Genomic DNA, 13486 nt, shown 5'->3' with positions numbered 1-13486 from the left:
GTTACCCGCTCTATATGATGTTTGTCATATAAAAATAGGGGAAAACCCCTCTTCCATTGTCACACGTTTGCAACGAAGATCCCCTAGTCTGAAAACGACGTCATCTATCGACATGGCGAAGCGGCCGGTTCGGTCTGTCGTAACACCGAATAGCCAGTCATGAAACAATCGTTATAGCTAAAACATTGTATGGGGATTCTCACCATGAGAACTTTATTTGCGGTAATACTATTGGTTATCGCAGTTGCGCCTTCGTGGGCGCAAGAGCCAATCGCCTATTGGGCGCAAAACAACAACACCCTAGCGGACGGAACCAGTGGTTTCGCACCGGAAAGCTTCCCGCAACAAGCAGATGTTGGCAACGGCATTTTGTATTTGCAAAACTTCGAGGAAACACTTCAGGCCAATGGAGCCTACACTCGTATCATCAGTTTTGCAGGGACCACGCAGAACCGACTCGATACGAGCTTCCCAGCCGGTGGTTCACTTTCGATCCAGGGGGGCACAGGCTTTTTCAATAATGGCGCGCAGGTTGTTCTGGAAGTGGACACAAGCGGGTTCCAAGATATCCAGTTTAGCTTTGCTGTGAATACGACAGCGACCGGTTTCGATACGCGCACCGTCGAGTGGTCAACTGATGGCAGTAACTATAACCTAATCGATGTTGATGTACGCCGCGGTTCTTGGTTCACCCAAAGTTACGACTTGAGCAGCGTTGAAGACCTTAATGATAACGCTCTGGTGTATTTCCGAATCACCGTCGATGGGGCGACCAACGTTACCGGTAACAATCGTTTCGATAATATTCTCGTCTCCGGAACCAGCCTCGATAGTTTGACGCGGATGACCGTGTACGAGCGTGATTTCGTTGATAATCCATTCACCCGTGGCTGGAGCCAAGTGAATGTGGTGGGTGATGTGCCGTGGGACTGGAATGGTAGTTTCGGTAACGTGACATACACTACTTTCAGCGGGGGGACATGTACGGAAGCTGATAGCTGGCTCATTTCTCCTGCATTTAATACGACAGGTCTGACTGGGCAGCAACTTTCGTTTGATATCGCGCGTGGTTTCAATGGTACAAACGGTTTTGACGTTTTGTACTCAACCACCTATGACGGTTCGGGCGCCATTGATATGGCCGATTGGAACCTCATAACCGAAATCACCGGCAGTGACTTTACCAGCAACAATACCAATGTCACATTTGGTCCGTTCGATGTTCTTGAAGGACTGGAAGGAGACGTTTATGTCGCGTTCCGCTATGCCTTTGATAGCGGTAACTGCAGCACGTGGCGTGTGGCGAACTTCCTCATTGAAGCGGATGTGTATGTGAATGACGCGCCGTTCCAATGTGGTGCAACGACGGATCGGATTCACTGGGTACAAGGTGCTGGCTTCCAAAGCCCAGTGCAGCGCGCTCAAGTGCAACTTGAAGCAATTGTTGTGGCCAGCTTCCAAGACACTTTTGACGGTGGCTTAGGCGGTTTCTATCTGCAAGAAGCGGATGAGAATCACGATGACAACCCACTCACGTCGGAAGGTATCTTCGTCTACGACGCGGAATTTGCTGACCGCATCAACGTGCAAGTTGGCGACAAAGTTCGGGTTGCCGGCACTGTGGGTGAATTCTTCGGACATACGCAGATTCAAGATCTCACTGCAGTCGAACTCTGTAACACCAATCAAAGCCACCGAATCTCACCTGCGACGGTAGAGCTACCAGTTACCGATCTGATTCAGTTAGAAGCGGTCGAAGGCATGTTGGTCGAAACGACTCAACCGTTGACAGTCACGGACGTATTTAACGTCGCTCGTTTTGGTGAAATCGTGGTTTCGAACGGTCGTCTTTATCAACCGACCCAAGTGGTTCGCGGTGGTGATGAAGCCCGTGCTGTTCAAGCCGCCAATGACTTGAACCGTTTGATTATCGATAACGCTCGTGGCGGCAGCTACCGTACTCCGTACATGACGGGTGCGGACGGCTTCTCTGAGCTTTCAGCCAGCAACCCGATTCGCAATGGGTTTGTGGTTGAGCCAGGATTCGAGGCCATCATGGGCTTTGCGTTCGGTTCATACCGTTTGCGTAGCGAAGCATCGCCCCGGTTCGATGCTTCAGCTAATCCTCGTACCGAAGCACCGCAAATGCAGGGTGTAGGTGACCTGCGTATCGCGACCTACAACGTCGAAAACTTGTTTGCGACGCTTGGTTCTGCAAACGAGTGTGGTCCAAATAGCTTAGGATGTCGCGGTGCGGCGAACCAAAACGAGTTGGATCGTCAGCTTGGCAAAGTGACCGCAGCTATCTTAGCTATCAACGCGGATATGCTTGCGCTCATTGAGATTGAGAATGACGCAACAGACGATACGTTGGCCATGCTCGTAGATGCGTTGAATGATCAAGATGAACTGGCTGATTGGGCCTTTATCCCAACGGGATACCTGGGGACTGACGCGATTAAGCCAGCCTTTATCTACCGCACCAGCCGTTTAGCATTGGAAGGCGACTTTGCAGTCCTGACTTCAGCGGTCGATCCTGACTTTGACGACTCACGTCAACGTCCTGCGTTAGCTCAGACTTTCCGGACACTCGATGGTGATCTATTCACAGCGGTCGCTGTGCACCTGCGCGCAAAAGCTTCATGCCCAAGCGGCTCAGGTCCTAACGCGGACTCAGGCGATGGCCAAGGCTGTTGGAATGAGTGGCGGACACTCTCGGCAGGCGCATTGGATCGTTGGCTTGAGACCGATCCGACGAATACTGGCGCTGAAGCTGTGGTGATCTTAGGTGATTTCAACGCATACGCGATGGAAGACCCGATGGTCCTTCTGATGGATGCCGGTTACACCAACCTCGCGATTGCAGCCAATGGCGGTGACCCAGCGGTGTATAGCTACACCTTTATGGGTCAAGCAGGTTCGTTGGATCACGCACTGGGTAATGAAGCCTTTATGCAATTCGTGGTGGATGCCCGTGCATGGAATATTAATTCAGATGAAACCCCAGCGTTTAACTTCAATGAGCGCTTACCGTCCAGTTCATTGTTTAAGCCTAGCAGCTTCTACAATGCGGACCCATACCGCTCATCGGATCATGATCCGCTAGTCATTGAGTTGCAGTTTGCTCCGGCATTGCCAACCTGTGCGCCAGGTATTGTCAATCGCCCAGCACACCCTCGGGGTAAAGAGTTACCTGTTCCCCGTTGTGATCAGAACAATCGTGGTGGGAACGGACGCAACTAAACCGTCTCTCTCGAATCAAAAACCCGCAGTTCGCTGCGGGTTTTTTTATGTGTGCTCAAGTGTGTTTGGGAGTGACCCGGCATTTTCGGAAATAGCGCTTGAGAAGTAAGTGAGTGGGGAGATAAATAATAAGAATCATGGCAAACCAGAGCAACAACAAATAAAGCCAAGGATTCATAAATTCTTGTGGTTCGCCCGGACCATAGACCCAATTGATGTTGGCAGAGGGTTCGCTCACCAAATACGTGACGGGTAATACAATAAAGGCAATTAAACATTGCAGCGGAAATCCACGCCGGTCATAGCCAAATTGATACAGCATGTAAAAAAGGACAAGCGGAATTGCGATATGAAAAATGGCGGACAGAGTGCGGATATGCAATGCCATATCGGAGTCAAACATGTAATTCGCGAGCACACTAAAGTGGCTTAAAGTGACGAAATCTAACACCCATACGAGCTCTGGAATCAATACCGCGACTGCCATAGTGCTCGCCAATAATCGGTTTCCAAGCCAGAGGGCAGGGACTAGAAGAATGAGCGCGATGTCCGAAAACCACAGATAGTTTGCAGGGCCCATGTAGTCCCACCAAAAACCAAGCACCACCACTGCAATTAACGTGAACCCAATCTTGATCCATAGGGGAATGTCCTTACCCGATCCCGCATAGGCATAATCACTTTTCCAATCCAAATGCATGGCATCACCTCGCTTCCATTTTCAAAGTGTCGAGGTAAGTGTAGCAAATGGGTTTTGCGAGCGAATAAGGCGTGTTTTGGTACCGTAAAACAAAGTGACACGTAAATCTGTCACCCAACGCAGTGCGTTGGCTACCCAGCAGCCAATAAAAAAACCCACGCCTTTCGGCGCAGGGTTTGTTTATTTGGTGGAGCTGGCGGGATTTACGCAAGCCATCCCTGGCTTGCGCCCTTCGGGCCGGCGGTGGAGCCGCCGTTCCAAAACGCTCCCGGCGTTTTGGTGAACCCGTAACGCGGGTCCTGCATCCACACCAGCAGCCAATAAAAAACCCCACGCCTTTCGGCGCAGGGTTTGTTTATTTGGTGGAGCTGGCGGGATTTGAACCCGCGTCCGCAATATCGCCACCCTCGGTCCTACATGCTTAGCCGTCTCTTTTAGTTAACTGCTGAAGCGCCGAGGGGCAGGCTTTTCAGCAGCGAGTCCGATTAAGTTTAACGTCTTGGCTCCGGACGAAGCCGCCACGCGAGTCTGACTTAGATGACTATCCAGACCTGGTCTCTCAGACAAAGCGCCAGTGGATAGCTAGCGGGCTATTATGCCGCTAGAGCGTAGTTGTCGTCGTTTGCAACTATATATTTGAGGCTTTTTACGAGGCCAGCCTCACCTCGGCATGCACCTTGAGCTTTATATATCCCGTCGAATCCTAATCAGCCCCAGATGTTGTTACTTTCCTTAGTATATCGAAATCTTCTTTGAGGCGCTACGAATATCCATCGCACGTCTTAGCCATTAGATGGGGATGATTATGAAACGTTCAAGGCAGTGTGCAAAAATAAAAAGGGCGTGTAACAATGAGACAGCTACAGCACAACAAGAATACAGACATGGAGAGACATCATGCGGATCCTGATGAGCGCAACATTAGTCCTCGGGTTGGTGGCCTGTGCAAACGCCAACTCGTTATCAGATGAAGACTTACAGACTGCGCGTGAATTGCGAGATGCAGCCATGCAAGGCACGGGTTCGTTTGAAATTGTGGAAGATTTAACAACCCGAGTCGGACCGCGGATGCCAGGCAGTGACGGTGATGCTCGTGGGGTGGCATGGGCACAAGAGAAGCTGGAGGGAATGGGGTTTGATGAGGTTCGTTTAGAGCCGGTGACGTTTCCCACGTGGCAGCGCGGCAAAGAAGAGGCCCGAATTGTGGGTAACTTTGCGCAACCACTGATCGTGACGACCCTTGGATATGCACCGCCCACGCCAGAGGGTGGCCTCGAGGCGGACGTGGTGATGTTTGATGATCTCGCAGCCTTACAAGCCGCCAGTGCTGATGAATTTGGGCGAGCCCATCCGTATGCATTTGGATTTGCAGCCACGTTATGGGGATGAATACACCTCGCATAATGTGATCGCAGATATTCGAGGCTCTGAGAAGCCAGAAGAAATTGTGATTATCTCGGCTCACCTCGACTCGTGGGACTTGTCTCCCGGTGTTCTTGATGACGGTGTTGGTGTTGCAATTGTGACAGAGACGGCAAAGCGCTTGTTAGCACTGGACGAGCGTCCGAAACGAACGGTTCGTTTGATCCTCTTTGCAGCAGAAGAAATTGGCCTTCTCGGTGCACGTGCTTATGCGGAACAGCATGGGGACAATGTGCGAAATCATCAGGTCGGCTCTGAGTCTGACTTTGGGGCTGGTCGAGTGTATCAAATCAATGCACGGGTTCATTCGCGGGCTTGGCCGGTGATTGAGCAGATTGCGGCTGAGCTTGAGCCGCTGGGGGTTACCCTTGGAAATCGTGACGCAAGCGGCGGTCCGGATATGTTGCCGATGCGTGCGCTTGGGATGTCGGTCGTGGATCTTGCACAGGATGGAACCTATTACTTTGATTTCCACCACACCAAAGACGATACCCTCGATCAAGTCGATCGGCGGGATCTGGATCAGAATGTTGCTGCATGGCTTGTTTTCACCTGGCTTTCAGCGAATTCACCGGTTCATTTCGGCTCAGGACCTAATTTAGTTCCTCAATGAGCGAGTTCACGATCTAAATCCAACGTGGAGACCGCATTCCAATAAGAATGCGGTTTCTGGTTTTTAAGCGATAAAAAAAGTGTTTGGGTTGATCTCTTTCAGCAAATAACGATTACACTTAACCTGTTGTATTAATTGGTGAGTTACTGCTCACCTGTGCGTTGGAGACGCCCATGTCACGCCCGATTATTGGTTCCCTGCTATTCCCATTATCGCTACTCGCCTCGGCTGTATTGGCTGACAATGAAGAACCCATTGAAGTCATTCAGGTCGTCGGGGAGTCCCGTGAAGAGAAACGGACGGTTCAAGGCGCTCGCTTACGCGGGACCTTTGGTTTTGACCAGGACTTGATTGATATTCCGCGGGCGGTGACCCCCTTAAGCGCAGAGCTCTTGGGTGATCAACTGATTCTTGACGTGAATGAGTTAAATCGCATTGTCCCCGGAAGTTATGGAGCAGTTGGGTTCGGTTCAGCATCTTTGCCAACATTGCGTGGACAGCTTGGTGAGGTCTTTACCCACGGCTTAAGACGTCAAGGTGGCAACAACGGGTTTGGAATCCCTTTATCGTTTAATAGTGCTGAGCAAATTGATGTGGCTCGGGGGACACCCCCTGTGATGCTTGGAACGACACAACGGGTGGGGGGCTTTCTCAATATCCAGCCAAAGCAGGCGCATTTCACGCGAGAGTTTAGCACCCTCAGTGGTCATGTCGGGCGTTGGGACCACTATGGGGTGCAGTTTGACGGTTCGCGGGTGATCGAAGAGGACGTGCTAGCGCTGCGCGCGAGTGTTGAGATCCGTGATGAAAATAGCTTTTATGATTTCACCGGTTGGGATAGTCAGAATTTATTCGTCACAGCACGTTGGCGGCCGGATGATGTATCTGAATGGAATATCAGCTGGGAATATTACGACGTCGAATTTACCGACAATGCGGGATTGAATCGCCCAACCCAAGCGCTGATTGATGAGGGCCTCTACATCACGGGGCAAGGGCGCCAACCGAATGGCTCCCAAGTGCCCGGACCACTTGCTGTGGTGAGCCCAACGGGTGAAGTGCGAATTCCGCGCAATCGTGTGTTGACGGACCCCGATAATATATCCGATGCGCGAACCCATATTTTTCATGGCGTGTATGAGCGTGATCTGGGCCCTGACTGGCAATTAGTCAATCGCAGCTATTATGAAAACATGCAGCGTGAAAATATTGCTCAAAATAGTTTTGTTGAGATCATTGACCGAGCGCACACTGCGGAAAATCGTCTTGAGCTTTACTACGACTATGCGACACGTGCGCGGATTGTATTTGGATCCAGCCTTCGCTACACCGGTGTTCGTGGTTACAGTCAATTCACGACAGAAGCAGATAATCCGATTGATCTGACCGGCACCATTGAACAGCGTCGGATTCCACTGACGCCCGAGCAACAGGCGCGGTTCGTGGAGCTTAGGCCTGGCCTGTTTGTGTCGCCCGGTGGGCAGTATGATGTGTCCGGCGATGGGCAGGGCGATTTTAATCTGTCCGACACGACGGATTCTTCGAATTGGCAATGGGGCTTGTTTGCACAGCATGACTGGCAAGTGACTGATGCACTGACCATCAGCACCGGGGTTCGCGGGGATCACTATTGGGTCACCGCACGGGATCCGATCCCGCCAGAGGGATTCGAGGCGGCTCGGGATTCTATTGAGCGGTTTTTAGGTGCTGCGGAGTTTGGTGTTGTGTATCGTGTGACTGCACAGCTAAACGCCTATGGCAGCGCAAGCTATATGGAATCAACCTCCAATAGTATGGCGGGCGGCACCGTGCTCGGTGCTGATAATCGAATCAACCGCCAGAATTTCGCCACGGAAAATGAGCTGTATGAAGTGGGCCTCAAGTGGAGCTCATTGGATACCCGTTGGTATGCGGACGTCGCGGCGTATCAACAAACACGGAGCCTGCGGAACTTAGATGGTTCGAATTCGGGGATTCGTAGCCAAGGGACAGAAATGCAGGTCTTTTTTGTAGGCTCACAGTGGCAATGGAATGGGCTGTTAGCATATCAAGATACGCGCTGGGATAATTCATCGTCGGTGCAAGGTACGCGACAAGTCCGCGATGTATTTGATGATTCACGTCCCGATATTATTCAGGGCACAGGGCTCGGCTCGCCAAATTTCACCGCATTCCCACCATCACGTAATCGCGTCCAAGGTCTCCCGCGTTGGACGGCAGCTACCTCGGCTCGATATCAATGGAATTCCCAGCTCCGTTTCGGTGTGGATGCGTGGTATAGCGAAGCCTATCCGCTCGATTTCTTGCAAACGGTGTGGATACGCGATCAATTTGAAGTGAATGCGATGGCAAGTTATGACCTGAATCCACAGCTTCAGCTGCGACTCGACATTCTGAACGTTACCAACGAGGATAACTGGTCGGCGGTTTTTGAGGGGGGCTACTTTGGTGCGGACCTCGTTATGCCAAATCTTCCGCGTCATTGGCGAATCCGCGCGACGTACCGATTCTAGTAGGGCGATACAATGAATTATAAAAAATTAGGGTTGGTGGTGGTCCTCGGGCTTATGATTGCGCTGGTTTTTGCCTTCGATGTGCCCCAGTACCTCAATCTTGAAACCTTGCAAAATCAGCAGTCACGCTTGGCCGCGTGGCGGGATGCTAACTTTTTGTTGTTAGCCGCTGCTGCGTTTCTTATTTACGTGGGAGTGACGGCGCTCTCCATTCCTGGTGCTGCGGTCATGACTTTGGCGGTGGGGGCTATCTTTGGCTTCGGTTGGGGGTTACTGATTGCATCGTTTGCGTCCACGATTGGTGCAACGCTTGCGTTTCTCGCTGCTCGTTTCTTATTCCGTGATTGGGTGCAATCGAAGTTCTCGAAACGTTTGGAGTTATTTGATAAACGCTTTTCAGAAGATGGCGCGTTTTACCTCCTGACACTCCGGCTGCTTCCGGTCTTTCCATTTTTCTTAATTAACCTCGTGATGGGGTTAACCCGCATTAAAATCTGGACTTACTACTGGGTAAGTCAAGTGGGGATGCTGGCGGGGACAGCGGTTTATGTGAATGCAGGAACACAGCTGGCCACGATTGAGCGCATGGGTGATATTTTCTCGCTGCGGTTAGTGCTCTCATTCTCTCTTTTGGCTCTCTTTCCATTGATTGCGAAGGGTATGGTTGCTTGGATAAAACGCCGTAAGGCACTTCAAGGGTATCGCAAGCCCAAGCAATTTGATCGTAATTTGGTGGTGATTGGTGCCGGTGCCGCAGGGCTAGTCTCTTCGTATATCGCGGCGACGGTGAAGGCAAAGGTTACACTGGTCGAAGCGCACAAAATGGGTGGGGATTGTTTAAATACGGGCTGTGTTCCTTCCAAAGCGCTCATTCAGGTAGCGAAACATGCGCAGCAAGCTCGGCTGGGCGGGCTGGGAATTCCGGGACAACCGAATCTGCAAATCGATTTTGCAACGACCATGGCGCATGTCCACGAAGTGATTCAGACGATCGAGCCACATGACTCGGTCGAGCGTTACACTGGGCTGGGCGTCGACGTGGTGCAAGGATACGCACGAATTATTTCACCATGGAAAGTCGAGATTGAAACCTCGGAAGGCACCCAAACGCTCACGACACGTTCTATTATTGTGGCAACCGGTGCATCACCTTTTGTACCGGATATTCCAGGCCTGCAAGACGTTCCTTACCTAACCAGTGAAAATCTGTGGTCGCTCAAGACATTACCAAAACGCCTCGTGGTGATGGGGGCAGGCCCGATCGGTTGTGAATTGGCACAGGCGTTTGCGCGCCTTGGTAGTCAGGTGACCTTATTGGAAGCGCAAGAGCGGATTCTTCCGCGTGAAGACCAAGAGGTGGCAGAACTTGTCGCGAGTCGACTTGAAGCTGAAGGAGTGACCTTAGCGCTGGGTGCCGCGGCGCGTGAGTTTCATGCGGACGAGCAGAGCTATTCAGTTACTTTGGATGGACGCGAAGAACGCATTTCATTTGATCAGATTCTGGTCGCCGTCGGACGTAAAGCAAATCTTCGAGGATTTGGTTTGGAAGCGCTCGGAATCGATGTGGAGCGGCCTCTGATGGTGAATGGCTGGATGCAAACAGAGATTCCAACGATCTATGCTGCAGGGGATGTGGCGGGTCCTTATCAATTTACCCATGTGGCGGCGCATCAGGCGTGGTACGCCTCAGTTAATTCGCTATTCAGTCCATTCAAGCGGTTTGTCGTGGATTATCGAGTAATACCGTGGGCGACCTTTACCGATCCGGAAATTGCTACGGTCGGTCTGACGGAGACGGCAGCTCAGAAGCAGTCAGTGGACTATGAAGTCACACGTTATGATTTAGAAGATTTGGATCGAGCGATTGCCGATCATGCTAATTATGGTTTTGTAAAAGTCCTGACTGTGCCTGGCAAAGATAAGATCTTAGGGGCGACCATTGTCGGTCCCCGGGCCTCGGATTTGATTGCTGAATTTGTATTGGCGATGAAACATAAAATTGGTCTGAATCAGATTCTGGGTACCATTCATATTTATCCGACCATGAATGAAGCAAATAAATATGTTGCGGGTGAATGGCGTAAAGCACGAAAACCAGAGAAGCTGTTGCAGCTCGTCGAACGTTTTCATCGCTGGCGCCGCGGAGGGAAAACGGATGTTTAAAGCGGGTCGCGTGCCACTCATCGTGACGCTCTGGCTTGTTTGCGTGGCGCTTTCGCAGGGCGAGGAATTAATCACCGATGATTGGCAGGTAACGCTTCAGGAAGCCCGTGGCCAAACAGTTTATTTTCACGGTTGGGGTGGCTCGACCGAAGCTAATCGCTACTTGCGCTGGGCGGCTCAGGAAATTCAGCAGCAGTATGGCGTGCGACTCCAGCATGTACGTCTAGGTGACGTCAGCGAAAGTGTCGCTTTGGTTCGTCAAGAAATGGTCAACAATCAAGCACGCAGCGCTGTGGATCTGATTTGGGTAAACGGAAAGAACTTTCATGCACTCAAAGATGTCGGTGCACTCCTCGGTGAACTCTCGGCTCGAGTGCCGAATGCCGCGCTTCTTGATCCCGAACAGCCGTTCACTGAAGACTTTGGTGTTCCTACCGATGACTATGAATTGCCCTGGGGTATGGCCCAGTTTCATCTTTGGATAAAAAATGAGGAATTGCAGGAGGATGGTGCGGTGACTCCAAGGTCGCTTCTTGAGTACGCCCAACGTAATCCGGGCCGCATCACCTACCCAAAGCCGCCTGAATTTCATGGGACGACGTTTTTAAAGCAACTGCTGTTAGCGCTGAGTGGGGACGATCCGAGGCTGCAGGCGCCGATTACCGACGAAGCGCGGTCAGAATTGTTCGAATTATTGTTTACCTATCTCGATACGCTCCATCCGTACGCTTGGCGACAGGGGCAAGCGTTCCCAAATAGTGCCGCAGAGCAACAACGATTGATGCTTGATGGGCGACTCAGTATGGCTCCGAATTTTAACCCCGCAGCTTTAACAGGGTTGCAAGCGCGCGGGCAGGTTTCGAATCACGTTCGCCAGACTTCATTCGGAGCGACGGCCATAACCAATCATCATTTCTTGGCTATCCCCAAAGCGAGCGTAAATCAAGCAGGGGCCTTGGTGGTGCTCAACTTTCTTCTGTCAGAGGACGCACAACGACAAAAAGCTGACCCGCAGATCTGGGGGGATCCGCCAGTGATCAAATTTTCCGAATCGAAGGACGTGGTCGGCATGCCGTTTCCCCCTGCACCTGAACCCCACGTAACATGGCATGATGCGCTTGAGTCTGCATGGCGAGCTCGTTATGAGTAAAGGCGCTGGCCGCCTTTTCATGAGCGGGGGCATCCTCATGCTGACCGGCTTATTTTTACTTCCCCTTGGACTGGCGGTTATCGGTCTTATTCCCGTTACCGCAAGCATATTTGCAGCTGATTTTTGGGAATTCATAGGTGAACCTTCGGTTCGCCAGTCATTGGGCATAAGTCTGGTACTTGGCGTCCTGCCACCTTTGCTCGCAGGTTACACGGCGTTTTGGTTTCTAAGTCGTCGTTCGCAATTACCCACATGGATTGCACCCTTGTTAGCGATGCCCCATGTTGCATTTGCGGTGGGCATGGGTTTGCTTTTATTGCCGGGTGGACTTGCATCCCGAATGTTGCCGGGCAGTTGGGAATTCTTCCAGTCTCTTTTTGTGGATAAATCCCTCTCATTCCTCGTGGTGGTGTTGTGGCTTAAGGAACTCCCATTCGTTTTATTGATGACAGCCGTTGCGCTTCACAGTGCACCGCTTAAGCAGTGGCGCCTCGTTGCCCGGACCTTTGGCTATCGTGATATAGACTATTTTTGGCGCCTCGTCTTTCCCTACCTTTTGAAAAAGCTCCGGCTCCCCTTGTGCGTGGTCGCTATCTATGGTGTTTCGGTGGTCGATGTGGCGTCGGTTGTGGGGCCAAACACGCCTGGGCCACTCGCGGTACGAGTGCTTGGGTGGTCACAGGAGTTTACTGACCTTAGCCAACAAAGAGCACTGTGGGGGACCGCCCTGTTGTTTATCATGGGTCTGGTCACCCTTGCATTTGTCTGGTTGCACGAACGATGCGCCTGCCTCTGGGCCAGCAGACAGCTGTCTCAAGGTGTTCCGGTGTCGCGCCGAGTAGTGCACCTTTATCAAGAATTCGGTCGGATCATGGGTACCGCAGGGGTGTATCTGAGTATCCTGCTGACCGGGGCTGCCTTTTTCACTTTAATCCTGTGGTCTGTGATTGAATCTTGGCCTGTCCACACCATGATTCCGCAGGCGTGGACATGGAGTCATTGGCAATGGGAGTGGGAGGAGGTTGTCAACGCACTTATGCAAACGGGCTTTCTCGCCCTTGGCGTTGCATCAGGGGCGCTCATTTTCGTGGTGGTTGCACTTGAACTCGAAGCAAAGACGCAACGTCAACTGCCCGATATTCTCATGCTTTTACCCCTAATCATTCCACAACTTGCGCTTGTTTTTATTTGGCAGCAAGTTGTTGGTGTGCATTCGCTGACGGCACCATTTTTGTGGGTCTTCTGGGCACAGCTGATTTTTGCGATTAGTTATGTCTGGCTTACCCTTGCTGCCACGTATCGACGGTTTTCTCGGATCTGGTTGTTGCAGGCCAAGGTGCTTGGCTATAGTGATATGCAGGCTTGGGTAAAGATAAAGCTTCGGATGCTACTTGCGCCGCTTATACTTGCTTGGACTGTTGCTTTTTCAGTGAGTGTTTTGCTGTATTTACCGACAGTTATTCTCGGTGCGGGACGGGTGATCACGATCACGGTCGAAGCGACAGCGTATGGAAGTGGGTTTGATCGTTCCTTAGCAGCGCTCTACGCATTTGCCCAAGTTGTGCTTCCATTGGTGGTTTTTATCGGCGGAGCGTGGCTTGCGCGACGATTTCGGGTTGAAGATCCTGCAACGGGCAGAGCCGAGGCCTAAGATGCAAATAGATAGCAACATAAGAGAGGGC

The 13486-nt window shown here is 51.6% G+C and carries 8 protein-coding genes and 1 other RNA gene; 7 read left to right on the top strand and 2 right to left on the bottom strand.

Annotated features, from left to right (window positions below; translation table 11 throughout):
* The first annotated feature begins 204 nt into the window (after positions 1-204).
* Positions 205-3243 carry an ExeM/NucH family extracellular endonuclease gene (locus tag CWE11_RS04150; protein WP_126776354.1) on the top strand — a complete coding sequence of 1013 codons (3039 nt, stop codon included), beginning with the start codon at positions 205-207 and terminating at the stop codon, positions 3241-3243.
* Between the two features lie 55 nt (positions 3244-3298).
* Here CWE11_RS04150 and CWE11_RS04145 read toward each other — a convergent pair whose 3' ends face one another.
* Together CWE11_RS04145 and ssrA are read right to left on the bottom strand one after the other, a co-directional pair.
* Entirely contained in the window at positions 3299-3943 is a 645-nt protein-coding gene (locus tag CWE11_RS04145) for a membrane-associated protein (RefSeq protein WP_126776353.1), read from the bottom strand.
* Between the two features lie 360 nt (positions 3944-4303).
* Positions 4304-4658, bottom strand: a transfer-messenger RNA (tmRNA) gene (ssrA, locus tag CWE11_RS04140).
* A 182-nt stretch (positions 4659-4840) separates the two neighbouring features.
* Here ssrA and CWE11_RS12085 point away from each other — a divergent pair.
* The 6 genes from CWE11_RS12085 (at position 4841) to CWE11_RS04115 (ending at position 13455) form a co-directional block, all read left to right on the top strand.
* The gene (locus tag CWE11_RS12085) at positions 4841-5332 is read left to right on the top strand and encodes a zinc-binding metallopeptidase family protein (protein WP_198675591.1); all 492 of its coding nucleotides are present in this window, start codon (positions 4841-4843) and stop codon (positions 5330-5332) included.
* A complete protein-coding gene (locus CWE11_RS12080) occupies positions 5298-5978 on the top strand; it encodes a M20/M25/M40 family metallo-hydrolase (protein ID WP_198675590.1) in 681 nt (226 codons plus the stop codon). Before CWE11_RS12085 ends, CWE11_RS12080 begins: the two co-directional genes overlap by 35 nt.
* Before the next feature lie 173 nt (positions 5979-6151).
* On the top strand, positions 6152-8491 hold the full coding sequence (locus CWE11_RS04130; protein ID WP_126776352.1) for a TonB-dependent receptor: 2340 nt from the start codon (positions 6152-6154) through the stop codon (positions 8489-8491).
* A gap of 12 nt (positions 8492-8503) precedes the next feature.
* Positions 8504-10654, top strand: coding sequence for an FAD-dependent oxidoreductase (locus tag CWE11_RS04125; RefSeq protein ID WP_126776351.1), 2151 nt, complete (start codon positions 8504-8506; stop codon positions 10652-10654).
* Positions 10647-11804 (top strand): ABC transporter substrate-binding protein, encoded by a 1158-nt coding sequence (locus CWE11_RS04120; protein WP_157981284.1) that lies wholly within the window; start codon positions 10647-10649, stop codon positions 11802-11804. Before CWE11_RS04125 ends, CWE11_RS04120 begins: the two co-directional genes overlap by 8 nt.
* On the top strand, positions 11797-13455 hold the full coding sequence (locus CWE11_RS04115; protein WP_126776349.1) for an ABC transporter permease family protein: 1659 nt from the start codon (positions 11797-11799) through the stop codon (positions 13453-13455). Before CWE11_RS04120 ends, CWE11_RS04115 begins: the two co-directional genes overlap by 8 nt.
* Positions 13456-13486: the final 31 nt, after the last annotated feature.

The organism is Aliidiomarina sanyensis (assembly GCF_003987175.1).
Classification (GTDB): Bacteria; Pseudomonadota; Gammaproteobacteria; order Enterobacterales; family Alteromonadaceae; genus Aliidiomarina; species Aliidiomarina sanyensis.
This window is presented reverse-complemented; position numbering and strand designations above follow the sequence as displayed.

What these genes read in the sequence shown, in the direction of transcription:
- CWE11_RS04150 (WP_126776354.1), top strand. Translation starts at nt 205, where the DNA reads ATGAGAACTTTATTTGCGGTAATACTATTGGTTATCGCAGTTGCGCCT.
- CWE11_RS04145 (WP_126776353.1), bottom strand. Translation starts at nt 3,943, where the DNA reads ATGCATTTGGATTGGAAAAGTGATTATGCCTATGCGGGATCGGGTAAG.
- CWE11_RS12085 (WP_198675591.1), top strand. Translation starts at nt 4,841, where the DNA reads ATGCGGATCCTGATGAGCGCAACATTAGTCCTCGGGTTGGTGGCCTGT.
- CWE11_RS12080 (WP_198675590.1), top strand. Translation starts at nt 5,298, where the DNA reads ATGCATTTGGATTTGCAGCCACGTTATGGGGATGAATACACCTCGCAT.
- CWE11_RS04130 (WP_126776352.1), top strand. Translation starts at nt 6,152, where the DNA reads ATGTCACGCCCGATTATTGGTTCCCTGCTATTCCCATTATCGCTACTC.
- CWE11_RS04125 (WP_126776351.1), top strand. Translation starts at nt 8,504, where the DNA reads ATGAATTATAAAAAATTAGGGTTGGTGGTGGTCCTCGGGCTTATGATT.
- CWE11_RS04120 (WP_157981284.1), top strand. Translation starts at nt 10,647, where the DNA reads ATGTTTAAAGCGGGTCGCGTGCCACTCATCGTGACGCTCTGGCTTGTT.
- CWE11_RS04115 (WP_126776349.1), top strand. Translation starts at nt 11,797, where the DNA reads ATGAGTAAAGGCGCTGGCCGCCTTTTCATGAGCGGGGGCATCCTCATG.